Origin of the sequence: Flexivirga oryzae (assembly GCF_014190805.1) — a bacterium.
Lineage (GTDB): Bacteria > Actinomycetota > Actinomycetes > Actinomycetales > Dermatophilaceae > Flexivirga > Flexivirga oryzae.
The window spans coordinates 103,713-128,192 of sequence record NZ_JACHVQ010000006.1 but is presented as its reverse complement, the minus strand read 5'-3'; the positions used below and the strand labels follow the sequence as shown (position 1 = coordinate 128,192).

25 protein-coding genes and 1 tRNA gene are annotated in these 24,480 nt (G+C 69.8%); 16 read left to right on the top strand and 10 right to left on the bottom strand.

Annotated elements, in window-relative coordinates:
• Positions 1-44 precede the first annotated feature (44 nt).
• From FHU39_RS23070 to FHU39_RS23055, 4 genes are all read left to right on the top strand, one after another.
• Complete coding sequence (locus FHU39_RS23070; protein WP_183323069.1) at positions 45-455, top strand: VOC family protein; 411 nt, start codon at positions 45-47, stop codon at positions 453-455.
• Positions 456-545: 90 nt separating this feature from the next.
• The gene (gene mfd, locus FHU39_RS23065; RefSeq protein ID WP_343066091.1) at positions 546-4,154 is read left to right on the top strand and encodes a transcription-repair coupling factor; all 3,609 of its coding nucleotides are present in this window, start codon (positions 546-548) and stop codon (positions 4,152-4,154) included.
• 97 nt (positions 4,155-4,251) lie between these two features.
• A complete protein-coding gene (locus tag FHU39_RS23060) occupies positions 4,252-4,797 on the top strand; it encodes a YgdI/YgdR family lipoprotein (RefSeq protein WP_183323068.1) in 546 nt (181 codons plus the stop codon).
• The gene (locus tag FHU39_RS23055; RefSeq protein ID WP_343066090.1) at positions 4,737-5,762 is read left to right on the top strand and encodes a nucleoside triphosphate pyrophosphohydrolase; all 1,026 of its coding nucleotides are present in this window, start codon (positions 4,737-4,739) and stop codon (positions 5,760-5,762) included. The genes FHU39_RS23060 and FHU39_RS23055 overlap by 61 nt, the downstream gene beginning before the upstream one ends.
• Here the strand turns inward: FHU39_RS23055 and FHU39_RS23050 are convergent.
• The gene (locus FHU39_RS23050) at positions 5,752-6,345 is read right to left on the bottom strand and encodes a ribonuclease FAU-1 family protein (RefSeq protein ID WP_183323067.1); all 594 of its coding nucleotides are present in this window, start codon (positions 6,343-6,345) and stop codon (positions 5,752-5,754) included. The two genes, FHU39_RS23055 and FHU39_RS23050, sit on opposite strands and share 11 nt — an antisense overlap.
• A gap of 104 nt (positions 6,346-6,449) precedes the next feature.
• Here FHU39_RS23050 and pyrE point away from each other — a divergent pair, with 104 nt between their 5' ends.
• Positions 6,450-6,947 (top strand): orotate phosphoribosyltransferase, encoded by a 498-nt coding sequence (pyrE, locus tag FHU39_RS23045; protein WP_183323066.1) that lies wholly within the window; start codon positions 6,450-6,452, stop codon positions 6,945-6,947.
• A 33-nt stretch (positions 6,948-6,980) separates the two neighbouring features.
• Entirely contained in the window at positions 6,981-7,622 is a 642-nt protein-coding gene (locus FHU39_RS23040; protein WP_183323065.1) for an FMN-binding negative transcriptional regulator, read from the top strand.
• A gap of 220 nt (positions 7,623-7,842) precedes the next feature.
• On the opposite strand, the gene FHU39_RS23035 is transcribed toward FHU39_RS23040, so the two are convergent.
• Genes FHU39_RS23035 through FHU39_RS24495 form a run of 4 tightly spaced genes read right to left on the bottom strand, consistent with a single transcriptional unit; the run spans position 7,843 to position 11,834 of the window.
• On the bottom strand, positions 7,843-8,433 hold the full coding sequence (locus FHU39_RS23035) for an ATP/GTP-binding protein (RefSeq protein WP_183323064.1): 591 nt from the start codon (positions 8,431-8,433) through the stop codon (positions 7,843-7,845).
• Entirely contained in the window at positions 8,414-8,803 is a 390-nt protein-coding gene (locus FHU39_RS23030) for a DUF742 domain-containing protein (RefSeq protein ID WP_183323063.1), read from the bottom strand. The genes FHU39_RS23035 and FHU39_RS23030 overlap by 20 nt, the downstream gene beginning before the upstream one ends.
• 35 nt (positions 8,804-8,838) lie before the next feature.
• Positions 8,839-9,249, bottom strand: a complete 411-nt coding sequence (locus FHU39_RS24500) for a roadblock/LC7 domain-containing protein (protein ID WP_343066089.1) — start codon at positions 9,247-9,249, stop codon at positions 8,839-8,841.
• Positions 9,246-11,834, bottom strand: coding sequence for a sensor histidine kinase (locus FHU39_RS24495; RefSeq protein ID WP_246336864.1), 2,589 nt, complete (start codon positions 11,832-11,834; stop codon positions 9,246-9,248). Before FHU39_RS24495 ends, FHU39_RS24500 begins: the two co-directional genes overlap by 4 nt.
• Before the next feature lie 491 nt (positions 11,835-12,325).
• Here FHU39_RS24495 and eno point away from each other — a divergent pair, with 491 nt between their 5' ends.
• The 6 genes from eno to FHU39_RS22995 all read left to right on the top strand — a co-directional run bounded on the left by eno (position 12,326) and on the right by FHU39_RS22995 (position 16,814).
• Entirely contained in the window at positions 12,326-13,606 is a 1,281-nt protein-coding gene (eno, locus tag FHU39_RS23020) for a phosphopyruvate hydratase (protein WP_183323061.1), read from the top strand.
• A 24-nt stretch (positions 13,607-13,630) separates the two neighbouring features.
• Positions 13,631-14,149: a septum formation initiator family protein gene (locus FHU39_RS23015; protein ID WP_183323060.1), complete on the top strand. Its 519-nt coding sequence runs from the start codon at positions 13,631-13,633 to the stop codon at positions 14,147-14,149.
• Between the two features lie 8 nt (positions 14,150-14,157).
• A complete protein-coding gene (locus FHU39_RS23010; RefSeq protein ID WP_183323059.1) occupies positions 14,158-14,676 on the top strand; it encodes a DUF501 domain-containing protein in 519 nt (172 codons plus the stop codon).
• Entirely contained in the window at positions 14,673-15,608 is a 936-nt protein-coding gene (locus tag FHU39_RS23005; RefSeq protein WP_183323058.1) for a Ppx/GppA phosphatase family protein, read from the top strand. Before FHU39_RS23010 ends, FHU39_RS23005 begins: the two co-directional genes overlap by 4 nt.
• A gap of 159 nt (positions 15,609-15,767) precedes the next feature.
• On the top strand, positions 15,768-16,532 hold the full coding sequence (locus tag FHU39_RS23000) for a DsbA family oxidoreductase (RefSeq protein WP_183323057.1): 765 nt from the start codon (positions 15,768-15,770) through the stop codon (positions 16,530-16,532).
• Between the two features lie 18 nt (positions 16,533-16,550).
• Complete coding sequence (locus tag FHU39_RS22995; RefSeq protein ID WP_183323056.1) at positions 16,551-16,814, top strand: WhiB family transcriptional regulator; 264 nt, start codon at positions 16,551-16,553, stop codon at positions 16,812-16,814.
• On the opposite strand, the gene FHU39_RS22990 is transcribed toward FHU39_RS22995, so the two are convergent.
• Positions 16,806-17,531 carry a helix-turn-helix domain-containing protein gene (locus FHU39_RS22990; protein WP_221185849.1) on the bottom strand — a complete coding sequence of 242 codons (726 nt, stop codon included), beginning with the start codon at positions 17,529-17,531 and terminating at the stop codon, positions 16,806-16,808. The two genes, FHU39_RS22995 and FHU39_RS22990, sit on opposite strands and share 9 nt — an antisense overlap.
• Positions 17,532-17,642: 111 nt before the next feature.
• Here FHU39_RS22990 and FHU39_RS22985 point away from each other — a divergent pair, with 111 nt between their 5' ends.
• The 4 genes from FHU39_RS22985 to FHU39_RS22970 all read left to right on the top strand — a co-directional run bounded on the left by FHU39_RS22985 (position 17,643) and on the right by FHU39_RS22970 (position 19,662).
• Entirely contained in the window at positions 17,643-17,897 is a 255-nt protein-coding gene (locus FHU39_RS22985) for a DUF2249 domain-containing protein (protein ID WP_343066088.1), read from the top strand.
• Entirely contained in the window at positions 17,894-18,232 is a 339-nt protein-coding gene (locus FHU39_RS22980) for a cupin domain-containing protein (RefSeq protein ID WP_183323055.1), read from the top strand. Before FHU39_RS22985 ends, FHU39_RS22980 begins: the two co-directional genes overlap by 4 nt.
• Before the next feature lie 117 nt (positions 18,233-18,349).
• Positions 18,350-19,516 carry a CopD family protein gene (locus FHU39_RS24850; protein ID WP_183323054.1) on the top strand — a complete coding sequence of 389 codons (1,167 nt, stop codon included), beginning with the start codon at positions 18,350-18,352 and terminating at the stop codon, positions 19,514-19,516.
• Between the two features lie 72 nt (positions 19,517-19,588).
• Positions 19,589-19,662, top strand: a tRNA-Leu gene (locus tag FHU39_RS22970).
• Positions 19,663-19,786: 124 nt separating this feature from the next.
• Here FHU39_RS22970 and FHU39_RS22965 read toward each other — a convergent pair.
• The 4 genes from FHU39_RS22965 to uxaC all read right to left on the bottom strand — a co-directional run bounded on the left by FHU39_RS22965 (position 19,787) and on the right by uxaC (position 24,386).
• Positions 19,787-20,875, bottom strand: coding sequence for a ScyD/ScyE family protein (locus FHU39_RS22965; RefSeq protein WP_183323053.1), 1,089 nt, complete (start codon positions 20,873-20,875; stop codon positions 19,787-19,789).
• Positions 20,876-21,052: 177 nt separating this feature from the next.
• A complete protein-coding gene (locus tag FHU39_RS22960; protein WP_343066087.1) occupies positions 21,053-21,598 on the bottom strand; it encodes a gluconokinase in 546 nt (181 codons plus the stop codon).
• Complete coding sequence (locus tag FHU39_RS22955; protein WP_343066086.1) at positions 21,595-22,977, bottom strand: mannitol dehydrogenase family protein; 1,383 nt, start codon at positions 22,975-22,977, stop codon at positions 21,595-21,597. Before FHU39_RS22955 ends, FHU39_RS22960 begins: the two co-directional genes overlap by 4 nt.
• Positions 22,974-24,386: a glucuronate isomerase gene (gene uxaC / locus FHU39_RS22950; RefSeq protein WP_183323052.1), complete on the bottom strand. Its 1,413-nt coding sequence runs from the start codon at positions 24,384-24,386 to the stop codon at positions 22,974-22,976. The genes FHU39_RS22955 and uxaC overlap by 4 nt, the downstream gene beginning before the upstream one ends.
• Positions 24,387-24,480: the final 94 nt, after the last annotated feature.

The window sequence follows — 24,480 nt, the reverse complement described above, 5'->3', positions numbered from 1 at the left end:
GAAAGGGAGTCGCCGTCGTCGGTCGCCGGCGATAGCGTCGATCCATGCATCGCAGTCGCATCGGAGTCTTTCTCATCGACCACCCGCCGGAGACCTACCCGGCCGCGGCCGCATTCTGGACCACCGCTCGCGGCAGCGAACGTCGGGCGACCGGCAGCACCGCGCCGGACGACCCGTTCGAGGGCCTGGACCGGCTGCCAGGCGGCGTGATGCTCGCCTTGCAGCGGCTGGACGACGGTGCGCCGCGGCTCCACCTCGACATCGAGACCGACGACATCGACGCCGAGGTGGCCCGCCTGGTCGCGGCAGGAGCGACCGTGCAGGAGTCGCGCGACAACCCGCACTACGCGATCCTCGCCGACCCGGGTGGCATGATCTTCTGCGTCGTGCCCGTGCAGACCGGGGCCGACTTCGACGCCCACGCCACGACGTGGCCCGATACCGCGGCCGACTAGAATCGATCCCGACAACCCCGTCTCGCCTGCGAACGGGGCCCTTTTGCGTGCCCGCCCCGGCGGGTACGACGATCAAGGAGTTGCCCACCGGTGAGCCTGCAACCCATGCTCGACCTGCTCGCGCGGGACGACGCCGTCGCGCGACTGCTGTCGCACGTCGGCACGGCGAACGTCGTCGACATCGCGTGTGCCGCCGGCGCTCGCGGACCACTGGCCGCCCTCGTCGCCCAGGGCGGCGCCGACCGGCCGGCGCGCACCGTGCTCGCAGTGACCGCGACCGGGCGGGAGGCGCAGGACCTGGCAGCGTGCCTGCGCGGCTTCCTGCCCGCCGAGCAGGTCGTCGAGTTCCCCAGCTGGGAGACGCTGCCGCACGAGCGGCTGAGCCCGCGCAGCGACACGGTGGGCCGGCGTCTCGCGGTGCTCCGCCGCCTGGCGCACCCGGACGCCGAGGACGAGGCGTATGGCGAGATCGCGGTCGTGGTCGCCAGCGTCCGGGCGCTCATGCAGCCGATCGCCAAGGGCCTCGGTGACCTCGCGCCGGTCTCGCTGCGCATCGGACAGGACGCGGAGCTGCCCGAGGTCGTCGAGGCGTTGGCGGGTGCGGCATACACCCGCACCGATCTGGTCGAACGACGGGGCGAATTCGCCGTCCGCGGCGGCATCCTCGATGTGTTCCCGCCCACCGAGGAGCACCCGGTGCGGGTGGAGTTCTGGGGCGACACGATCGAAGAGATCCGTTGGTTCAAGGTCGCCGATCAGCGCAGCCTCGACATCGCGGAGCACGGCCTGTGGGCGCCGCCGTGCCGTGAACTGTTGCTCACCGAGGACGTGCGCGCACGGGCGCGCACCCTCGCCGCCCAGTTGCCCGGCGTCCAGGACATGCTGCTCAAGATCGCCGAGGGGATCGCGGTCGAGGGGATGGAGTCGCTCGCGCCGATCCTACTCGCCGGCGGCACCGCGGGCGGGATGGAAACGCTGCTGGACGTGCTGCCGCAGGGCACCCACGTGCTGCTCGCCGATCCGGAACGCGTCCGTCGACGGGCACACGACCTGGTCGCGACCAGCGCCGAATTCCTGGACGCCAGCTGGTCCAACGCCGCCGCAGGCAACGCGGTGCCGGTCGACCTGCAGTCCGTGCTGGGGACGGCCTCCTACTGGTCGATCGCCGAACTGCGCGACCATGCGCTGTCCGCGGGACTTGCCTGGTGGTCGTTCTCCGCGTTCGCGACCGATGCCGAGCTGGCCGAGTTCCAGGAGGACGACGCGCTCTCCGGGGAACAGGTCACCATCGGGACCGCTGACGTGCCGCTCTACCGTGGCAGCACCGAGCAGGCGGTCGCCGACATTCGCGACTGGGTGGGCGCCGGCAACCGGGTGCTGGTCGTCACCGAGGGACCTGGGCTCGGGCACCGCATCGGTGAGGTGCTGCGTGACCACGACGTGGCGTCGCACCGGATCGAACAGCTCACGCCGGGCGCAGTGGAGATCGCGACCGGCGCTTTGGGCAACGGGTTCGCTCTGGCATCAAGCGAGTTCGTGCTCCTCACGGAGAACGACCTGACCGGTTCCTCAACGCACGGCGGCAGCACCAAGGACATGCGCAGGATGCCGTCGCGGCGCCGCAACGTCGTCGACCCGTTGCAGCTGCACCCGGGCGACTTCGTCGTGCACGAGCAGCACGGTGTCGGCCGGTTCGCGAAGATGATGCAGCGCACCGTCGGCGGTGCGACCCGCGAATACCTGGTCATCGACTACGCGCCGTCCAAGAAGGGTCAGCCGGCTGACCAGCTGTACGTGCCGACCGACCAGCTGGACCAGGTCACCCGTTACGTCGGCGGTGAGCAGCCGTCCCTCAACAAGATGGGCGGATCAGACTGGCAGACAACCAAATCCCGCGCCCGTCGGCACGTCCGGCAGATCGCCGCCGAGCTCATCCAGCTCTACTCGGCGCGGATGGCGACCGAGGGCCACGCCTTCGGCCCGGACACCCCGTGGCAGCGCGAACTGGAGGACGCGTTCGCCTACATCGAGACCCCCGACCAGGCCAGCAGCATCGACGAGGTCAAGGCCGACATGGAGAAGTCGGTGCCGATGGACCGGCTCATCTGCGGCGACGTCGGTTACGGCAAGACCGAGATCGCGATCCGCGCCGCGTTCAAGGCGATCCAGGACGGGAAGCAGGTGGCGGTGCTGGTGCCGACCACCCTGCTGGTCAAACAGCACCATCAGACGTTCACCGAGCGCTACGCCGGGTTCCCGGTCGTGGTCAAGGCGCTCTCCCGCTTCCAGAGCGACCGCGAGGCACGCGAGATCATCGACGGATTGCGTTCCGGCACGGTCGATCTGGTCATCGGCACGCATCGGCTGCTGTCCAACGAGGTGAAGTTCAAGGACCTCGGCCTCGTGGTCATCGACGAGGAGCAGCGCTTCGGCGTCGAGCACAAGGAACAGCTCAAGCAGATGCGCACCGCCGTCGACGTGCTCGCGATGTCCGCGACCCCGATCCCGCGCACCCTGGAGATGGCCGTGACCGGCATCCGCGAGATGTCCACGCTGGCAACGCCTCCCGAGGAGCGGCACCCGGTGCTGACCTTCGTCGGCGCCTACGAGGAGAAGCAGGTGGGCGCCGCCATACGACGTGAGCTGATGCGTGAGGGCCAGGTCTTCTTCGTGCACAACAAGGTCGGCACGATCGAGAAGGCCGCGTCCCGGCTGCGCGAGCTGGTGCCCGAGGCGCGGGTAGCCACGGCACACGGCAAGATGTCCGAGCACCGCCTGGAGGACGTCGTCACCGGCTTCTGGGACCGCGAGTACGACGTGCTGGTGTGCACCACGATCATCGAGACCGGCCTGGACATCTCCAACGCCAACACGCTCATCGTGGACCGCTCCGACCAGCTCGGTCTGTCCCAGCTGCACCAGCTGCGCGGGCGCGTCGGTCGTGGCCGCGAGCGCGCCTACTCCTACTTCCTCTTCCCGCCGGAGAAGCCGCTCACCGACACCGCACACGACCGGCTACAGACGATCGCCAGCCACACCGATCTCGGTGCCGGCATGCAGGTCGCGATGAAGGACCTGGAGATCCGCGGCGCCGGCAACCTGCTCGGCGGCGAACAGTCCGGGCACATCGCCGGGGTCGGGTTCGACCTCTACGTCCGGATGGTGGGGGAGGCCGTCGCGGACTTCCGCGGGGACGGCACGTCGCCAGCCCCGACCGAGGTCAAGATCGAGCTGCCGGTCGACGCGCACCTGCCGCACGAGTACGTGCCGGGGGAGCGGCTGCGGCTGGAGGCCTACAAGAAGCTGGCCACCGTCGAGGACGAGGCGGCGCTCGGCGAGATCGAGGCCGAGCTGCGCGACCGGTACGGCGCGCCGCCCGAGCCGGTGCAGCACCTCTTCGAGGTGGCCCGGCTGCGGACCATCGCCCGGCAGGCCGGCATCGGCGACATCGCACTGCAGGGGCGGATGGTGCGCTTCGGCCCGGTCGAGCTGCGGGAGAGCCAGCAGTTGCGGCTGGAGCGCATCTACAAGGGCACGATGGTCAAGCCCGCCATACATCAGATCCTCGTGCCGCAACCCAAGACGGCACCCGTCGGCGGCAAGCCGCTGCGCGACACCGAGGTGCTGCGGTGGGCGGCGCAGCTGATCAAAGCGGTGCTGCTGGACGACATCTCCGCGGCCGCGAGTGCGTCGGCGTGACCGGCCACTCACGGCCACAGCGAGGACTGGCATGATGCAGGGTGCGCGCCGGACTCCGGCGCTGGTCAGGACATCGCAGAAGGAAAGGCCGTTCTCCATGCCCAGCTTCCACCGCGGACGGTTCGTCGTGGGTGCCGCAGTCGCGATCAGCACCCTTGCGCTCGCCGGATGTGGCGCCGACGGTGTGATGCACAGGGGCTCCACCGCGCTGCAGTATGACGGCCGGACGGTGACCAGCCAGCAGTTGCAGACCGCCACGGACGAGATCAACAAGGCGACCGGTTACGGCATCGACCCGGCGAACGTCGCGCAGGTGCTGTCCATCGGGCCCGAGATCATCAAGGTCGGTGAGAAGAACGGCGTCGTGTTCTCCGACTCCTACTTGCGCAACAAGTACAAGAAGTCGACGCTGTCCGACGTCGCGGTCGAGGCCCTGCGGGTCAACGACATCTCGCAGACGCTCAGCAACGCGGGCAACCTGACCAAGGCCGACACCGAGAAGATCGCGGCGCAGAACGCCACGCTGAACCCGCGGTACGGCTCCTGGGTCAAGGGGACCGGGCCGACGACCGCTCCGGAGCCGTGGATCAGCGCCTCGCCGACCTCGACCGGCGCCGCGCCGAACGGCCACCCCGCGGAGTGACCGGGCCGCAGCCGCTGCTGACGGTGCTGGTGACCAGCCCCCGTGTCGCGGCGGGTCTGCTTTCCCGGGATGCCTGGACCGCGTTGGAGAGCGCTGCGCAGGTGCTGACCGCGGACCCGGACGACCCGGTGCCCGCCGCCGTTGCGGCATCCGGCATCGACGTTGCGGCGGCGCCATACGAGTCGGCGGCCGAGAGCGCGCGTGCGCTCGTCGCGGCCGCCGCGGAGCGGTCGATCGTCTGGATCAGCTCTCCCGACGCCGACCCCGGTCTGACCGACGCCATCGCCGAGGAGCTGACCCGGCTGGAGGACCCGCCGCAGATCGAGGTGCTGGTCGGTTCCTGGGACGTCCCGGGTGCGCGCTTGTTGGACGCGGTGGCCGTGATGGACGCGCTGCGGTCGCCGGGCGGCTGCCCGTGGGACGCCGAGCAGACGCACGAGTCGCTGGCCAAGTACCTGCTCGAGGAAGCCCACGAGACGGTCGAGGCGATCGAGACCGGCGACACCGAGCACGTCGCGGAGGAGCTCGGTGACGTGTTGCTGCAGGTGCTCTTCCATGCGCGCATCGCCGCGGACGAGGACCCGGGTTACACCATCGATGATGTCGCGAGTCTGTTGGTGGACAAACTGATTCGGCGTCACCCGCACGTGTTCGGCGACGGCGATGCCAGCACTCCCGACGAGGTCGAGCGGTCCTGGGAGCGGATCAAGGCCGCCGAGAAGTCCGACCGGGACGAGGACGACCTGTTGGCCGGCATCCCCGCGTCGTTGTCGCCGTTGCTGATCGCCGAGAAGGTGCTCACCCGGGCGGACCGCCGCGGCATACAGGTGTCGTATGACGAGGGCGCGGATCTCGGCGGCCGGCTGCTGGCGCTGGTCGCGCAGGCCCGCGCCGGCGGTGTCTCGGCCGACGCTGCCCTGCGCGCGACGCTGCGTGAGGTCGCCCGGCCGCCCGTCAGCGGGTGATTCGCGGGACCTCGCCCACCGGGGCCGGGCCCGGGCTCGGGACGCGACCGGCGGGCGTCCAACTGTCCCAGTCGCTCCACCACCGGGTGCCGTCGATCAAATGCTGCTCGACCTGGGCCGCGGCCTCCAGCACGGCCAGCACCGTCCGCGCCTCGATGCGCCCCTGTGCCCGCTGATGGTGCAGGTCCGGAACATCCTTCCACCACCAGGTGCCGTCCGGCCGGATGACGATGTCGAGTCCGTAGTCGTCGGTGTCGATGGACACCGCGTCGCGGGCCAGCGGTGCCTCGAAGTTGATGTACCACTGCCGGAACGCCCCGTCGGCGCCGAACATCTTCCAGACCGAGTAGAGGTGCTGCGGCCGGTAGAGCTGCAGGACGATCGTCTCGGCCCATCGGGTGGATCCGGCCCAGGGGTGGCGCCCGAACGGGTGCGCTGCGAAAGTCATCGGCGCACCCGGATCGAGGCGCACGGCGAGTATGTCGCCGTCATCTCTGACGACGGTGACCGGCGTCGACAGCCAGAGGCGACCGTGGAGCACCTCCCTGCGCTCGATCACCGAACCGGCTTCGAACAGCTGCATGCGCCCAACGTAGCCGGTCCAGGAGCACTGGGCGCGGGGCTTCGGGAGCATGACAAGCTACGGGTCATGACGGATCAGGACCTCGCCGCGGCCATCGACTCCCGGTGCCGGTGCACGGCGAATTCACCCTCCGCTCCGGACAGGTGGCGACCGAGTACTTCGACAAGTACCTGTTCGAGGGCGACCCGCAGCTCATCCGCCGGGTCGCGGCAGGGATGCAGCCGCTGCTACCCGATGACGCCGAAGTTCTGGGAGGCCTGGAGCTCGGTGGTGTGCCCATTGCAGCGGTGCTCGGGCAATTGGTAAATCTGCCAACTGTTTTCGTGCGCAAGGAGGCCAAGGAGTATGGCACCCGCAAGCTCGCCGAGGGCGGCTCCGTCGAAGGCCGACACGTCGTGCTCGTCGAGGACGTCATCACGACGGGCGGCGCCGTCATCGCCGGCGCGGAGGAACTGCGGCGCCTGGGTGCCCGGATCGACCTGGTCGTCTGCGCCATCGACCGGAGACCGCCCGAGGCGACCGGGCTCGCCGACGCGGGGGTCGAGGTGCGCTCGGTGTTCACCCGCGCCGACCTGGACCGGGCGCGCGCGGCAGCCGGCTGAGCACGCCATACGGGCCGGTGCGACGATGAATGGATGGTCTACCTGCCCGCACACGACGAAGCACCATCCACCGCGGAGGTTGCGGAGCTGATCTCCTCCGTGCCGTTCGCGACCTTGGTGACCTCCGACGGAAAATCCTTGAGTGCCAACCACATTCCGTTCTTGCTCGAGGTGAGTGAGGACGGGGACAAGCTCATCGGTCACGTCGCCCGAGCCAACGACGTGTGGCGTGCCGGCCAGCACGAGGGTGAGACCCTGGTCGTCTTCAACGGCGCCGACCATTACGTCTCGCCGACCTGGTATCCCTCCAAGCAGGAGCACCATGAGGTCGTGCCCACCTGGAACTACCTGGTGGCACACGTGTATGGCGAACTCGTCGTCCACGACGACCTGCGCTGGACGCGAGCGGCGGTCGCGAAACTGACCCAGGTCATGGAGGGCGGCCGCGTCGACGCGTGGCACATGGGGCAGGCTCCGGCCGATTATCTGCGCGGCCGGCTCGGCGACATCGTGGGGATCGAGCTGCGCATCTCCCGCATCGTCGGCAAGTTCAAGGTGAGCGCCGGACGCAGCAGCGCGGACCGCAACGGCGCCGCGGACGGCATCGAAGCCGAATCCGGCCGGTCACCGCTCGTCGACGCGATGCGCGCCGTCGACCACCGCGTCCCGAAGTAGCGACGGTCGCGGGTTGGGGACGGGGTTTCGCGGAAAGTGCGTCCCGAAGTAGCGACGGTCGCGGGTTGGGGGCAGGGTTTCGCGGAGTGCGTCCCGAAGTAGCGACGGTCGCGGGTTGGGGACAGGGTAACGCGGAAAGTGCGTCCCGAAGTAGCGACGGTCGCGGGTTGGGGCCGGGCCAGGCCAGCCCCAGGCCGGGCCAGGTCAGGGACGCCGCCGCTTACGACTGCGCCGCCGCGGCCCGGTGCTGCTCCAGCGCGAATTCGGTCACGCGCACGAGCGCGGCCTTCGCCGAGTCGCGGTCCCGCGCGTCGACCCGCATCAGCGGGATGTGCGGTGAGATGGCCAGCGCATCGGCGATCTCGGCCTCGGAATGCACTCGGGTGCCGTCGAACTGGTTGACGGCGACGATGAACGGCAGGCCTTTGGCTTCGAAGTAGTCGATGGCCGAGAAGGCGTCGCCGAGGCGGGCGGTGTCGACGAGCACGATCGCGCCGATCGCGCCCTTGACCAGGTCGTCCCACATGAACCAGAAGCGCCGTTGACCGGGCGTGCCGAACAGGTAGAGCACCAGATCGTTCGCCAGGGTGATGCGACCGAAGTCCATGGCGACCGTGGTGGTGTTCTTGTTCGGCGTCGACGTGAGGTGATCGGTCCCCTCCGACAACTGGGTCACGGTCGCCTCGGTCTGCAGGGGGACGATCTCGGAGACCGCGCCGACGAGCGTCGTCTTGCCGACCCCGAATCCGCCGGCGACGACGATCTTCGTCGACGTCGTGCGATGGGCCGGGCTAGAGGTCGCGGAGTCCACGCAGGGTCCTTTCAATGAGGTTGATGCGCTCGTCACTGGACGTGCTGTCGGTCATGGTCTGTTGCAACTGCACACTGCCCTCGGCTGCCAGGTCGCCGACGAGAACCCTGGCCACGCCGATCGCGAGACCGGCCCGGGCCGCGATCTCCGCGACCGAGAGCAGTTCGTCGGCGCACAGGTCGACGATCCGGCGCGTCGGGTCGTGCGCCGGCCAGCGCTTCGATCGCCCCTCCACCGTGAGCTCGACGGTCGCCTCGAGCGGCACGTCGACCTCCGACGTGGTGCGCCCGGACGTGAGCGTGTAGGGCCGCACCACGCTCGCGGCGGGTTCCTCGGCGCCGTCATCCCACTCGGGAGGCTCGTCGGTCATCGGTCATCCGTCATTCGCGCACTGGGCCTGTTCGCTCACCGCGCCCGCGGAGCCGCGTCCACGGCGCGCCCGACCCGCTCGACCATGATCGCCATCTCGTACCCGATCTGACCGATGTCCGCGGACGGGCCGGTCAGCACCGCCAGATGTGACCCGTCGCCGACGCTCATCAGCAGCACGAAGCCGTTCTGCATCTCGATGATGGACTGCAGCACGGCTCCACCGTCGAACAGGCCGGCCGCCCCGGACGCCAGGCTTGCCAGCCCCGACGAGACCGCAGCCATCTGCTCCGCACGATCGATCGGCAGTTCGGCGTTCCGGGCGATCACGAGTCCGTCGACCGATACGAGCACCGCGTGCGCGACACCGGGGGTGTCCTGCACGAATCTCGAGACGAGCCAGTCGAACTGGCCGTCATGGCCGGTTGTCGTGGAGTAGTCGGTCACCGTGACCTCGATCCGTTGTCGTCGTTGTGCTGGTCGAAATCGTCGGCCGCGGCGGCTCGCCGTGCGCGTTCGACGCCCTGCTTGTAACGGCTGAGTTTCGCGCGCAGTGCCTCCGGGTCGCGCAGTGGCCCGTGCTCCGGGCTCCGGCCGTGCGGGCCCGTCGCGCTCGCCGACTCCACGCTGCCCGGCACGATGTAGCGCCCCGGTTGCCGGCGCGGCAGCGGATTGTCGCTGTCGGTCACCGCGTGCTCCTCCGTCGCGGCCTGCGCGGCCTCCCATGCCCGGTCGGTGGGCTCGGAGGACCACGGCAGTTCGCCGTCCGCGCCCAGCCAGCGGGAGCTGATCGACCGGAAGATCGGGGTGTCCTCCACCCGGGGAGGAGTATGACGTGGCTCCTGCGCCGGAGGCGCGGCGGCTTCCGCCGAGTCACCGGCCGACAGGTCGGACCCGGACCCGGAACCCGCTCGGCCGCCGACGCCGTCGGCTCCGGCGGCGTCGTCGGATCGGCCCGGCCGGGCGTCCCGGGTGCCGCTGAAGAACGCCATCGCGCCGAGCGAGCGCTCGGGTGCCGAGGCCGAACCGGCGATCGGGGAGACCCAGTCGCCCCGGGCATCGCTGGCGTCGGCCGTGTGTTGCGCGGCCGCGGCGCCGAGCGAGGCGGCGCCGGTGAGGGCGCTCACGCCGGTGGCGCCCGGTCGGCGACGCGGCAGGCCGGCCTCGGTCTGCTCGACCGGCTCCGGGGGAGCGGCGTCGACGGCGGTCGCGCGCTCGGCGCGGGCCGGTGCGGGTGTGGCTCGACGCGCCGGCGGTGCGGCAGGTTCGGGCGCCCGCAGCACCCCGACCGGCACGTGCACCGCGGCGACGGTGCCGCCCGAGGGGTTCGCGCGCAGCCGTACGTCGATGCCGTGACTCTCCCCGAGCCGTGCGACCACGAAAAGGCCCATGTGGCGGGTGGTTTCGACGCCGAACTCGCCACCGGCGGAGATGTCGTCATTCAGCTTCTCGAGCTGGTCCGCCTCGATGCCGAGCCCGTGGTCCTCGATCTCCAGCAGGACGCCACCGTCGATGGCGCGCGCACCGCCGATCTGGACGCGGGACTGCGGCGGGGAGTACGCGAGTGCGTTGTCGACGAGCTCGGCGACCACGTGCACCAGGTCCGTCGCGACCTCGGGGTCGACGATCTGGTCCGGCAACTGGGCGACGTCGACCCGCTGGTAGTCCTGCACCTCGGAGATCGCCGCCCCGACCACTTGGGCGATTGCGAGCGTTTCGTTCCGGTGGCGGCCCTCGTTGCCCGCGAGCACCATCAGGCTCTGACCGTTACGTCGCATGCGAGCGGCCATGTGGTCCAGCCGGAAGAGGCTGTCCAGCCGCGCGGAGTCGTCCTCGCTGCGCTCCAGCTGCTCGAGCAGGTTGAGTTGCTGGTTGACCAGCGAGGTGTTGCGTCGCGACAGGGTCTCGAACATCTCGGTCATCTGCCGGCGCAGGGTCGCCTGTTCGGACGCCAGCCGGATGGCGCGGTTCTGCATCCCGTCGATCGCGCGGGACAGCTGCCCGATCTCCTCCCGATGGGGCAGCGCGACGCTCTGGATCCGCCCGACGCCCTGGCCGGACTGCACGCGTTCGATCGCTGCGGGCAGGTGCTCTTCGGCGACGTCGATCGTGCTGCGTCGCAGCCGGGCGATCGGCCGCACCAGCAGCCGTCGCGAGATGAGCAGGGCGAGCAGCACGGTGAGCAGCAGGATCGCCAGGATCAAGCCGATCTGCAGCAGCGCGGAGCGCCGCGAGTCGTCCGCCTGGGCGGACACCCGGTCGGTGGCCGTGGCCACCGCGGCGCGGTAGACCGTCCGGTAGGAGGAGGTGACGCTCGGGGTCACGCTCTTGACCTGGTCGAACGTGCCGTTGGTGCTGAACGCGAGCCGGCTGACCGTCGCCGCCTGCTGGGTCGACACATCCACCGTCGGTAACTGCGCCGCCTGGACGCGCTCGAGAGCGTCCTGTTCGCCGCCGACGTCCGCGGACAGGGTGGTCCGCAGGTCGTCGGTGAACCCGGTCTCCCGTGCCAGGTCGAGTCGTTCGTCGGCCAGGTGGCTCTGCGCGGTGACCACGTCGTGCAGCGCGTTGAGCGTCTGCTCGGGGTGGGCGGCGTTGAGGTCGTCCAGGAAGCCCAGCACGTCGGAGCTGATCGCGCCGGGTGCCAGGGACGTGGCGTCGCCCGTCCCGCCGGTCCCGGAGGTGAGTGCGTCACCGCTGTTGACCGCCGCGTTGAGCAGGCTGCGCTGGTGCGAGCTGAGGCTCGACGAGCCGATCGCCGACGTGAGCGCCGTGCGTGCTGCGCCGAACCGTGCCCGGTTCGTCTCGATCGTCTTGTCGTCCGGCGACGGCCGGACCAGTTCTGCGGCGAGGTCCTGGCTGGCGGCCAGGTAGTCGATGGACGGCTCGAGCGCGGCATACCGGCTCTTGGCCTGCGATGCGGCGCCCGCGTCGGACCACGCGCCGGCGATCCGGAAACACACCAGCACGGTGGCGAAGATCAGCGGGATCGCCAGGGCTGCGACAACCTTGCGTCGCAGTGACCAGTCCATCGGTGGCCAGAACGTCCTCGTGGGCGCGTTGTCGTCCGTCGCCGGAGACGCCGTCACAGGTCGGCGTGATTCAGGCATCGTCGTCGGTCTCTTCCAGTCCGCGGCGCACCGCGAGGCGCCCCGTCTTCACAGTCTGTGCGGACGAGCCCCCACCCCTAGTTGCTCCACGTCCGCGTGTATTTGTCGGCGCCGCGTCCGCATCCCTCGGGCAGCGTGAGACGCGGGCAATGTGGTCGCCCGTTCGGAACAGGATGCACCAAGTCGATCGTCCATGACACCGGAATGGCGTGAACTGCCTCGCAGAATCGCCTCGACATGGTAGCCGTGCCGGGCGTCACCCGGCGCCGTCGGCGACGGAGCGGCCGAAGTCGGCGGGCCCACCGAGCGGGTCGTCCCGGATCCGCATCGCCGTCGGCGATAGTCTGAACCCGCAGCACGTGTGGGCATCATGCCTGCTCCCAACGTCCCGACCCCTGCCAGGAGACTGCTAAGTGGCCACGATTGACGCCCTGCTCGCCCGCGAGATCCTCGACTCCCGAGGCAACCCGACCGTCGAGGTCGAGGTCGCGCTCGACGACGGCACCGTCGGACGGGCCGCGGTCCCCTCCGGTGCCAGCACCGGTCAGTTCGAGGCCGTCGAGCGCCGCGACGGCGATGCGAAGCGGTATGGCGGCAAGGGTGTCCAGGACGCCGTCGACGCTGTCGCCGAGGAGATCGCGCCGCATGTGCTCGGGTATGACGCCAGCGAGCAGCGCCTGGTCGACCAGGAGATGCTCGGCACCGACGGCACCGACAACAAGGGCCGCGTGGGAGCCAACGCCATCCTCGGTGTCAGCCTTGCCGTCGCGCAGGCCGCCGCCGAGTCGGCCGACCTGCCGCTCTTCCGTTACGTCGGCGGGCCCAACGCGCACCTGCTGCCGGTCCCGATGATGAACATCCTCAACGGCGGCGCCCACGCCGACTCCAACGTCGACATCCAGGAGTTCATGATCGCGCCGATCGGCGCCGGCTCCTTCCGGGAGGCGTTGCGCTGGGGCGCTGAGGTCTACCACGCACTCAAGAAGGTGCTGCAGGACCGCGGCCTGGCCACCGGCCTCGGCGACGAGGGCGGCTTCGCCCCCAGCCTGGAGTCCAACCGCGCCGCGCTCGACCTGATCCTCGACGCGATCAAGGCCGCCGGCTACACCCCCGGCAAGGACATCGCGCTCGCGCTCGACGTCGCGGCCAGCGAGTTCTTCGAGGACGGTTCCTACGTGTTCGAGGGCAGCAAGAAGTCCGCCGCCGAGATGACCGCCTACTACGCCGACCTGGTGGCGTCATACCCGCTGGTGTCGATCGAGGACCCACTGAACGAAGAGGACTGGGAGGGTTGGAAGATCCTCACCGACGAGCTCGGCGACAAGGTGCAGATCGTCGGCGACGACCTCTTCGTCACCAACCCCAAGCGGCTGGCGCGCGGCATCGAGTCCGGGATCGCCAACGCGCTGCTGGTCAAGGTCAACCAGATCGGCACGCTGACCGAGACCCTCGACGCGGTCACGCTCGCGCAGAGCAACGGCTTCCGGTGCATGATGAGTCACCGGTCGGGGGAGACCGAGGACACGACCATCGCGGACCTCGCGGTCGCCACCAACTGCGGGCAGATCAAGACCGGTGCCCCGGCGCGCTCGGACCGGGTCGCCAAATACAACCAGTTGCTGCGCATCGAGGAGGAGCTGGACGACGCCGCGGTCTACGCGGGCGCCAGTGCCTTCCCGCGGTTCAAGGCCTGAGCGAGGACAACGAAAGGTCCACTTGTGACACGCGATTCGCGCAAGACCCCGACGGGTCGGTCGCGCGCGACGTCACGCCCGTCGGCCCGGCCGCGGCGCTCCGGCACCGGGCGCACCACCTCGGTGCGCACGGCGCCGGGCAAGGCCGCGACCGGCACCCGGGCGGTGCGCAAGACGCGGTCACCGCGCTCGATGCGCCGACTGGCCGTCGTCGGTGCGCTGATCGTCTTCCTCGCCGTCGTGATCGCGCCCACGGTGCGCTCCTACCTGTCGCAGCGGCAGCAGGTCGCAAAACTCCAGGCGCAGGTCGCGGCCCAGCAGGCGGACGTCAAGTCGTTGCGGGCCGAGAAGGCCAAGTGGAGCGACCCGAAGTATGTCGAGGCGCAGGCCGGTCAGCGGCTCGGCTTCGCCAAACCGGGCAAGACCCTGACGGTCTACGTGACCGACGGGACGTCGGGTGCGGGTGTCGCGAAACGGGCCAACCAGTCGCAGACCTGGTACGGCACGCTGTGGCGGTCCGTCGTGTCCTCCGGCGAACACTGAACCGACCCATGCCCGAAAACCCTTCTCCTGCGGTTGATCCCGCAGACCTCGAGGCGGTCGAGCGACAACTCGGCAGGCTGCCGCGTGGGGTGGTCGAGATCGCGGCACGTTGTCCCTGCGGTTGTCCTGCCGTGGTCCGGACACTGCCGCGACTGCCCGATGGCACGCCCTTCCCGACGACCTTCTACGCCACCTGCCCCCGGCTGACCGGCGCGATCGGAACGCTGGAGGCCCGCGGCCTGATGCGTGAGATGACCGACCGACTCGGCACGGACCCCGAGCTGGCGGCGGCCTACCGTGCGGCGCACGAGGACTACCTGCGGCGGCGCGCCGCGCTCGGTGAGGTCCCCGAGATCGCCGGCATCTCGGCGGGCGGGATGCCCGACCGGGTGAAGTGCCTGCACGTGCTTGTGGCGCACTCGATGGCAGTCGGCCCAGGCGTCAATCCGCTTGGCGACGAAGCACTTTCAATGCTTCCCGCCTGGTGGGACGGCGGTTGCTGCACCCAGCCCCAGGAGAAGGTATGACGCGAGTCGCGGCCGTCGACTGCGGCACCAACTCGATCCGCCTGCTGATCGCGGACACCGACGGGCAGTCACTGAGTGACGTCGTGCGCACGATGGAGATCGTGCGCCTCGGTCAGGGTGTCGACGTGACCGGTCGCATCGCACCGGACGCGATGGAGCGCACGTTGCGAGCAGCCCGGGTGTATGCCGGGCAGTGCGTCGCGGCCGACGTGGAACGGGTGCGTTTCGTGGCCACCTCCGCGTCGCGGGATGCGGCGAACGCAGCCGACTTCACCCGTGGGATCGCCTCCGCCTTCAGCGATTTCGGCATCGAGCCGGAGGTCATCAGCGGTGATGAAGAGGCACAGTTGAGCTTTCGCGGCGCGACGAGCGTGGTGCAGCCGTCGACGCCTGCGCCATACCTCGTGGTCGACCTCGGCGGGGGATCCACCGAGTTCGTCCTCGGCGCCGGCGACGTGACCGCCGCACGGTCGGTGAACATCGGATGCGTGCGCTTCACCGAGCGTCATCTGCACACCGACCCGCCCACTGACGCCGAGATCGACGCGGCGCTGGTCGACATCAACGCCGCGATCGACGAAGCCGCCGCGACGGTTCCGCTGCAACGCGCCGGTGCGTTGATCGGGCTGGCCGGTTCGGTCACCACCATCACGGCGCATGCGCTGGGGCTCGCGGTCTACGACCCGGAGCGGATCCACGGCACCGAGTTGTCGGTCGAGCAGGCCCAGCGTTCCTGCGACGCACTGCTGCGGGCGACCCGCGCAGAGCGTGCCGCGCTCGGTTACATGCATCCCGGGCGGGTCGACGTCATCGGATCGGGTGCGCTGATCTGGCGCACCATCGTCGGCCGCGTCAGTGCGGTGGCCGGCATCGACACGGTGCTCACCAGCGAACACGACATCCTCGACGGCATCGCCCTCGGGCTCGGCTGACCCTTCCGCCCGACCCTCCTGCTCCGAGCCCCGGTCCGGAGCCCGCTCCGCGCTACCCATTCACCGGCGACGTCTTCCCCTGAGTAATAAAAACTATTACTCTAGTAAAAAATAGTCAGCGCCGCGGTATCGGCGCCATCGGAACGGAGGTTGGTCGCCATGAGCCTGATCGTTTACGCCGACTTCAGTAGCCCGGAGTGCTACGTCGCGAGCAGACGTGCGGACGCGCTGGCCGGGGAGGTGGAGGTGGACTGGCGCGCGGTCGAGTCCCGCGCCGACCTTCCCGTGGGCGGCGTGCCCCTGTCCGGCGAGGACCGTCGTGCACTCGTGGCGCGGTTCTCGACCTTGCAGGCCTCGCTGCTCGACGGGGAACTCTTGCCGTGGCGCGTCCCGGCGGTGGCCCCGAAGACGGAGGCCGCGGTGTCCGCCTGGTCGGAGCTCTGCGGCAGTCGGGTCGCCGGCGAAGCACGCCGGCTGCTGTTCGAGTTGTACTGGCGCGAGGGGGTCGACATCGGCAACCCGAACGTCCTGCGCACCCCGCTGACCGGTCCCGTGCTGCGGTCGGGGGTCGACGCGGACCCGTTGCGCGAGGCCGGGTATGCCGTCGCGGTCAATCGGGGTCCGATCACCGGCGGCGCGTACCGGCGGGTGCGGGCGTGGCGCGCGGAGTGGCTGGCGCTGGACAGGCCGGACCTGCCGGTGCTCCTGGTCGACGGCGCGACCCTGACCGGACTCGATGCCGTGCGCCGGCTCGGCAAGGAGCTGGTCTATCGCAACGTGCGGATCGAACCTCCTGTGGGCGATCCCCGCCGCTACCCGAGGGTCGACGGGCGGCCGCCCGAGTCCTGGGTGTCGCAGATCGGCGGCAGGTGGGGCAACCTCTACCGGCTGCCCGACGCGCGGGCGCTGCGGTCCGACGCCTGACGGTGGGGAGGTTCGCTCGTGCTCACGGATCCCGACGATGACTGGCGCAGGAACGCAGCCTGTCGTGGTCTCAACTCGGACCTGTTCTTCCCGGTCGGGACGACCGGGCCGGCGCTCGCCCAGACCGAGCGTGCGAAGGCCATCTGCCGCACCTGTCCGGTGGCCGCGCAGTGCCTGGAGGCAGCGCTGGCGCACGGCGAGGATGACGGCATCTGGGGTGGTATGACGCCGGAGGAGCGACGCAGACTGCGCTACCTGCGCCGGCGGCGCGCCTCAGCCTGAGTCCGACTCGTCGTCGGCGGAGACGGTGCGTGCCGCGCGGTCGGCCAGCGTTGTCACGCAGAGGTTCGCCTCGACGAACGGGTCGAGCCGTGCCGCGTCCACCGGTGCGTCGAGTTCGGCGAGAACGCCGCGCATCAGGCCGAGGTGGACGGCGCACACCACGTCGCGGTGTTCTTCGGCGACCTCACGGAACGGGCACTGGTGCAGCAGGATCTGCCGGCGGCTGTCCTGCTCCACCGGCTCCGGTGCGAAGCCGATCTCGTCCAGGACGTCGACCAGTTGCCGGGTAGCCGCGGAGTCGTCCACGGTGCGGAAGGGGGCCGGGCGGTCGGTGAGGAAGCGCCCCCATGCCTCGCCGGCGTGCAGCGCCGCGTCGCTGGGTGCGAGCGTGTGTGAGGCCAGATAGCTGGTGAGGATCTCGGCGAGCAGGCGGTAGCTGCGCCGACCAGCGCGAGCGCTGTCTGCCGTGGCGCGGTAGAGCGCGCGGGGCCGACCGGGCACGTCGCGCTGCTCGGTCTCGCGGCGGGCCAGCCCTTGCTCGACGAGGCCGTCCAGGTGGAAACGGGCGGTGTTGGGATGCAGCCCCACCTCGTCGGCGATCTCGGTCACCGACGCGGGCTCCGGTGAACCCTGCAGGGCGGCGAGCACCTGCGCCCGGCTGTCGCCGAGCACCGGGCCCGCCTGCGGGTCCGGCCGGGTCAGCTCCTCACGCTCCACGACGTCATGCTCCCACAACAGTCTGACTTACTTATTTTTACAAGTATAGATCGTGTAAATTGAAGTCCGCCGGCGCATCCGTGTCGGCGATCTCAGCAAGGAGGATCCATCGTGTCCAGTGAAGACCGCGTGCTCGACGTTCGCACCGAGGAGCCCCGGCGGCGTCACGAGCTCATCTTCGAGACCTTCAACACGCTGCCCGTCGATGCGAGCTACGTGCTGGTCAACGACCACGACCCCAAGCCGTTGCGCTATCAGTTCGAGGCGGAGAACGCCGGTGAGTTCACCTGGGAGTACCTCGAACAGGGCCCGGAGGTATGGCGCGTGCGGATCGGCCGGACGGCTGCTGCGAAGCCTGTGTCGTGAGCGTCCCAACCGGCGTGTGGGCGGACTGGCGCGACGTGGTCGCGCCCCGGGAAGGCGCGCCCGACGTTCGGATATTGCACGAATCCGAGGAGTTGAAGGTGGTGCTCGTCGCGCTCGCGGCGGGTCAGGCGCTGCCGGATCACCCTGGGCCGGCAGCGAGCTTCCACATCCTGTCGGGTTCCGGCGCTGTTGTCGTCGACGACACGGTGCACCCGGTCGAAGCGGGCGCCACCGTCATCGCCGGTTCTGGCAGCCGACGGTCCGTGCGCGCGGCGACCGCACTGGTGTTCCTCGGCAACCTTGGGGATCCGGCGTCGGAGGACGGCCCGCACTGACGGCCCGCACTCACGGCCCGGTCCGGGCGCCCGGGCGAACCTGTGAGCAAACTGTGTGCCAGATCACAACACAGGAAGGAACCGCCGGTCGACGAGATAGGTTAGCCTCACCTAACTGTGAACCAACTTTCCGTCATCGCTGAGCAAACCGTCGTCCCTTACACGGCACCCCCTCCGTGGCGTGTCCTGACCGAGGTCGGGTACTTCGCCGGGCTGTGTGCCCTGCTCGGTGGACTGGCCGTGGTGCTGATCGCGGTACTGCCCGCGCACCGCGACCACGCGCAGTCGGTCGAGGGCCGCGAGCGTCATACTTGGGCGATCTTCCCGGTGATCGGCGTCGCGATGCTGCCGCTGCTCTACCTGCAGGAGGCGGCGCTCGCGGCCCGGAGCGGCGAATTCGCCTTCGCCCACGGTCTGCGCCCCGACGTCATCGGCGAATTCCTCACTGCGCCCAAGGAATCCGGCGAGTGGATCGCCGAGTCGACGCTCCGTCTCGTGCAGGTCGTACTGCTGGAGGGGGCGGCCCTGTTGGCGGTCGCCGCGGGCCGACGCGCGTCCCGGCGCCTCGGCTGGTGGGCGTTGCTGGTCGGCGTCGTCGGCGAGGTCGTGGTCAGTGTGCCGACGGCTTTCGCCGGACTCGTGGTCGACGACTGGTTGAAGACCGTCCTCACCCAGGTCCACATCCTCGGCGCGCTCGTCTGGCTCGGCGGGCTCGGGGTGCTCGCCGCTCTCGCGGTCCGGAGTCGCGGATCGGCGTCCGACGCGGCCTGGGCGGGCACCTGGTCGCGGTTCAGTGTCATGGCGATGACGGCCGCGGGAGGGATCCTGATCTCCGGGTTGTGGATGTCCTGGCAACACGTCGGTGGGTTCGGGGAGTTCGTCACGACGCCGTACGGCCGGTTCCTGTTGCTGAAGATCGTGCTCGTCGGCGTCATGCTGGCCGCCGGCGGCTACAACCACGTGGTGTTGCTGCCGCGCATCGAACGGTCGCTGCGCGGCGGTGACGTGCCGACGGTCCGGCACGCGGTGCGCGCACACTTCCCGAAGGTCGCGGCCTTCGAGGCGACGGTCGGGATCGCGGTCCTGTTCATCGTCCCGTTCCTGTCCGGCTCCGCGCGCAAGGAGAGCGGCAGCGGATCGGCGGCCCCGTTCGACGGGCGCATCCTGCTCATCGGCGTGCTGCTGATCGCCACCGTGCTCGCGTCGTTCTGGGCGACCAGTCGGCTCGCGCATGCTCAGGCACGTCGCCCACACCTGAGCTCCGTGCCCACCGTGGCCGACTGACCGATTCGCCGTCGCGTGGGGTGCCCGGACCACGCCACCTCCACCGGGCACCCCACGCGTACGCTGGCTCTCGCCCTCGTAGCCCAATTGGCAGAGGCAGGCGACTTAAAATCGCTCGAGTGCGGGTTCGAGTCCCGTCGGGGGCACTCACCGCACGAGGCCCGAAACTCCGGCTCGACGAGACCTCGGCGTGGCTCCTGCCACCACGATGCGGAGAAGGCAGGCCGGCGGGAGGAGTCCAGGGGTGTAGCCTCCCACCGGCCTACCGGATCAGCGCACGCCGTGGCGTGGGTGCCCCTTGCAGGTTGCTGCGATCTTCACGATGGTGCCCGGGCCGTTCTCGCTGCCCATCGTCGCCGCGTAGAGGGTTCCGTTGCGGGCGCTCTCGACGGCGACGACTCCTGGCAGCTCGACCAGCGTCGACACCCGACCCGAGTGCACGACCGAGATCTTGTTGCCGAACAACTCCGCGACGTAGATGTCGCCGTGCGTGCCCAGCGCCAGGTTGGTCGCCCCCAGGAAGCCGGTGGCGATCCGGGTCACCGAGTGCGTGTACGGGTTGACCTTCCACAGCGATCCCCGTGCACCGAGTTGCGGACCTTCGGGGCCGCCGGGCAGCGTCGTCACATAGATCGATCCACCCGGGCCCACCTCGACATCGGTGGGTACGGCCTCGAAGTCGTAGGTGACGCCGAGAGTGCACTGGGGGAGACCGAGCTCATCGATCGCCGCCTGGGTGACCACAGCGGGCTGCGCGGGGAACGTCGCGACGGTGCGGATCCGGCCGCGGTCGCTCACGGACAGCAGGTCGTTGCCACCCGCGTCCGCGACCAGCCAGCCGTTGCGGTCACTCGCCACGGAGTAGGCGTGCGAGTCCAGCAGGCCGGTGTACCGCGGGCCGAGCGCGCCCGTGACACACGGGTCGCTGCTGCGCGGTCCGTAGTGGTTGACACCGTCCGGGTTGTACTTCTTCTCGTATGCCGTCGTGTCGGCGTAGACCGTGCGGTGGCCCGGTCGCCGGATGTGCAGGCCGGAGGCGAAGTTCTCCAGGGTCTCCTCGTTGCTCACCGTCGAGGTGTAGGCGAGCGACCTGCCACGGGTGGCCACTCCCGAGGCACCGGGAACGTCCGAGACGACGGGTGTGATCGAACCGTTGCGCTGGACACTGCCGACCAGCCCGGCTCCGCCGTCGGCAACCAGCAGACGACTTCCGTCGACCTCGAGGTTGAACGGTGCACCGACCGACGTGGACAGAACGACTGGCGCATTGCTCCTCGGATGAGCCGAGGCGATGCCTGGGGTGGCGACGGCCAAGCCGGCTGTGACGCAGCCGATGGCGAGTGAACGGAAATGGCGCATGGATCCTCCGATCCGACCTGCCCGTGCGGTGGCAGGCCCATCCGCTCCCTTGGGTGGCTCCCCCCGGCGCGCGCCCGCCGGAGACCTACAGGGTCCTCGGGGCAAGGATCCTTGACCGCAATTGTGGCCTGAGTTACCACATCCGGAGGCTGGTTTGGGGAAACTCGCGCTGTGAATTCACCCGATGGTCGCGTCGCCGGTGCCGGCGGTGAGCCAACAGCGGGCGCGTTCGATGACCGCCTGTCCGGGCAGTGTGACGTCGACCGTCACGCCGAACTCGTCCTCCTGCAACGGTTCCAGGTCGGCGAACTGCGAGTCGAGCAATGCGGCCGGCATGAAATGTCCGGTGCGATTCTGCATTCGCTGCAGGATCGTCGCGCGCGGACCGGCCAGGTGCACGAAGGCGATCTCGCCGAGCCTGTCGCGAAGCCGATCCCGGTAGCGGCGCTTGAGGGCGGAGCAGCTCACGATCGGCAGGTGGCCCGCCCGGCTCTGCTGATCCATCCAGTCCGCAACGAGGTCCAGCCAGGGCCACCGGTCCTCGTCGTCGAGGGGGTGACCGGTGGTCATCTTGTCGACGTTCGCCTGCGGGTGCAACCGGTCGGCCTCACCGAACTGCGCAGCCAGCTGCTCGGACAGTGCCTGCGCGACGGTGGTCTTGCCGCAACCGGACACCCCCATGACCACGACGTGCTGAACCTTGTGTCGTACGGCGATGTTCACGTCGTCACCGCGGAGGACTCGAACCGCTCCAGTTCGGCGCTCACGGCCTTGCGCGCTCCGCCGTCGATGCCGAGGTGTGCCAGAACCCGCGCGACTGCGGCATCCCTGTCGCCGGCGGCCAGCGTCCGGATCTGCTCGGCGCCGTTGTCCTGCAGCGGCGCCCCCAGGCCACGCAGGTGCGCGATCCATGCTGCGACCACCCGCAGACCGCCACCGGCGTCCCTGCCCGCGTCGAGCTCGGCCCGCACGATCGGCACGATCCTGACCGGTAGCTTCTGGGTGCCGTCGGCCGCGATCTGCGCCAGCAGGTGACGGATGTTCGGGTTCGCGAACCGGGACAACAGCGCAGCCCGGTAAGCAGCCAGCTCGTCGGCGGGCAGCGGAAGATGCCGGCACGCCTCGTCCCACCACTGCTCGACCCAGCCGAGCACGCGCGGATCGGCGATCGCGTCCGCCACGGTCTGGCTGCCGAGGATGCTTGCCGCGTAGGCCATGAGCGAGTGGGAACCGTTGAGCAGCCACAGCTTCCGGTGCTCCCAGGGCACGATGTCGTCGACGAACCGCGCGCCGGAGTCCTCCCAGGACGGTCGCCCGACGGGGAAGGTGCCCGAGATGACCCACTCGGCATACGGCTCGGTCACGACCAGCGCCGGATCGTCGATCCCGGTGGTGGCGAGGAGGTGGCTCCGGTCGGCGGTGGTGCTGCGCGGGGTGATCCGATCGACCATCGTGGACACGAACGACACGTTCTGCACGATCCAGTCGGCCAGGGCCGGATCGAGTGCACGCGCGGCATCGAGCACGACCCGGCGAGCCACCGCGCCGTTCTCGGGCAGGTTGTCGCACGGGAGTACGGCGATGCCGCCGAGCCCTGCCGCGCGACGGGCCATCAGTCCCAGCAGCAGCTTCAGGGGTGCGGTGCGCACCTGGGCGTCGGCACCGTCCGTGCGAAGGGCCGCGAGGTCGGACGCAACGCGCGAGTCGTCGAGGTCGAGGCCGCCGTCGGCGTTACGGCAGTAGCCGGCTTCGGTCACCGTCGTGGACGCGAAGGCCAGCTCGGGCCGGGCGAAGAACTCCCGCCAGGCATCCAGATCGTCCGCGCCGAAACTCGCGCTGATACTCGAAACAACCTCGGGCACATCGGAATCCGTGGCCCGGGTCAGCAACGTGTAGATGCTGTCCTGGTCGGTCAGGTCAGCCGGTGGGCCACTGGTGGTGCCGCTGAACGCCGCAATACCCCACTGCGCGGCGTCGGTCGCGTGCTCGGTGTACCAGCACTGGTGGGCACGGACGAAATTGCCCAGGCCGAGGTGCACGCTGCGCACCGGCGCAGCGGGGCGCCCGTCGGCTGCACGGGAGAGGGCACGCGACTCGGTCACAGTTTGAACGCCTTCCGGGGTATGTCGGTGACGAGCTGCACGGCGAGCTCCTGCGCTTCGTCCAGTTCGATCCGGTGCTCGGCGACCAGCTCGGCGAGGAAGCCGCAGTCGAGACGGCGGGACATGTCATGTCGGGCGGGGATCGAGCAGAACGCACGGGTGTCGTCGATGAAACCCGACGTGCGGTAGAAGCCGATGTCGTCGGTGATGGCCGCCCGGTAGCGACGTACCGCGTCGGGCGCGTCGATGAACCACCACGGTGCGCCGGCGTACACGCTCGGGTAGAAGCCGGCGAGCGGCGCGATCTCACGGGAGAAGGTCGTCTCGTCGACGGTGAACAGCACCAGATGGAAGTCCTGTTCGAGGCCGTAGCGGTCCAGGAGTGGTTGTAGCCCGCGGGTGAATTCGACCTGCATCGGGATGTCGTGACCGCTGTCCGGGCCGAAGCTGCGGAGGGTGGCGCTGCTGTGGTTGCGGTAGATGCCGGGGTGCAGCGTCATGACCAGGCCATCCTCCACCGACATACCGGCCATCTCGGTGAGCAGGTGGCGCCGCAGCGCGGTGGTCTGCTCCGGCGTTGCCGTCCCGGCGCGTGCCGCGTCGTACAACCTGCCGGCCTCGGCCGGCTCGAGTACGACGGTCACGACGTCGGCGTGGCTGTGGTCGGCGGACACCGCACCGTGCTCGATGAAGTAGCGGCGGCGTGCGCGGAGTGCGTCCAGGAACCCTGCCCAGGTGTCGACGGGGGTGTCCGCGGCCGCACCGAGCGCGTCGACGAGCGTGTTCCAGTCGGGGCGACCAGGTTCCAGGTAGCGGTCGGGACGGAAGCTGGGAACGACGGTGCCCGTGAACGTCTCGTCGGCAGCGAGCTTCTCGTGGTGCACGAGGTTGTCACAGGGGTCATCGGTGGTTGCCAGGACCTCGATACCGAAGCGGTCGAACAGGGCACGCGGTCGGTAGGCGGGCTCGGCGAGTCGAGCGCACAATGCGTCGTAGATGCGATCGGCACTGTCGGCGCTCGGGCGTTCGGTGATGCCGAAGATCCCGGCCAGTTCGTTCTCGATCCAGTAGCGCACCTGGGTCCCGCGATAGACCGGCCAGTGGTCGCAGAACGTCCGCCAGGCGGCCCGGGACCCCGCCTCGTCCAGCACGTGACCACCGACGCCCAGCGTCTCCAGCGGCACGCCGGCCGAGTGCAGCAGCCTGGTCAGGTAGTGGTCCGGCGAGATCAGCAACGAGGTCGGGTCGCCGAACGGCTGATCCTCCGACAGCCACTGCGCCGGGACATGCCCGTGAGGGGAGACGATCGGCAGGTGCTCGACCTGCGCGAACAACTCACGGGCGATGGCGCGCACCTCCGGGCTGGTGGGCAGGAGCCGGTCGAGGTGTGGTGTCAGCGGAGTGGCCATGACCCGATCCTCGCGGAGAACGACGCGGGCGAGGCAATGGTTGCCACAAGTTGCGCATCCTCCTTGCCGGGCGTGGTGCCGAAGGACAAGGTGG

Coding starts and splice junctions, on each gene's coding strand:
- FHU39_RS23010 (WP_183323059.1), top strand. CDS start 14,158: ATGCCCGAAAACCCTTCTCCTGCGGTTGATCCCGCAGACCTCGAGGCG.
- FHU39_RS23030 (WP_183323063.1), bottom strand. CDS start 8,803: ATGACCGACGAGCCTCCCGAGTGGGATGACGGCGCCGAGGAACCCGCC.
- FHU39_RS23070 (WP_183323069.1), top strand. CDS start 45: ATGCATCGCAGTCGCATCGGAGTCTTTCTCATCGACCACCCGCCGGAG.
- FHU39_RS23060 (WP_183323068.1), top strand. CDS start 4,252: ATGCCCAGCTTCCACCGCGGACGGTTCGTCGTGGGTGCCGCAGTCGCG.
- FHU39_RS24495 (WP_246336864.1), bottom strand. CDS start 11,834: ATGGACTGGTCACTGCGACGCAAGGTTGTCGCAGCCCTGGCGATCCCG.
- FHU39_RS23040 (WP_183323065.1), top strand. CDS start 6,981: ATGGTCTACCTGCCCGCACACGACGAAGCACCATCCACCGCGGAGGTT.
- FHU39_RS23000 (WP_183323057.1), top strand. CDS start 15,768: ATGAGCCTGATCGTTTACGCCGACTTCAGTAGCCCGGAGTGCTACGTC.
- FHU39_RS22965 (WP_183323053.1), bottom strand. CDS start 20,875: ATGCGCCATTTCCGTTCACTCGCCATCGGCTGCGTCACAGCCGGCTTG.
- uxaC (WP_183323052.1), bottom strand. CDS start 24,386: ATGGCCACTCCGCTGACACCACACCTCGACCGGCTCCTGCCCACCAGC.
- FHU39_RS23050 (WP_183323067.1), bottom strand. CDS start 6,345: ATGCAGCTGTTCGAAGCCGGTTCGGTGATCGAGCGCAGGGAGGTGCTC.
- FHU39_RS23005 (WP_183323058.1), top strand. CDS start 14,673: ATGACGCGAGTCGCGGCCGTCGACTGCGGCACCAACTCGATCCGCCTG.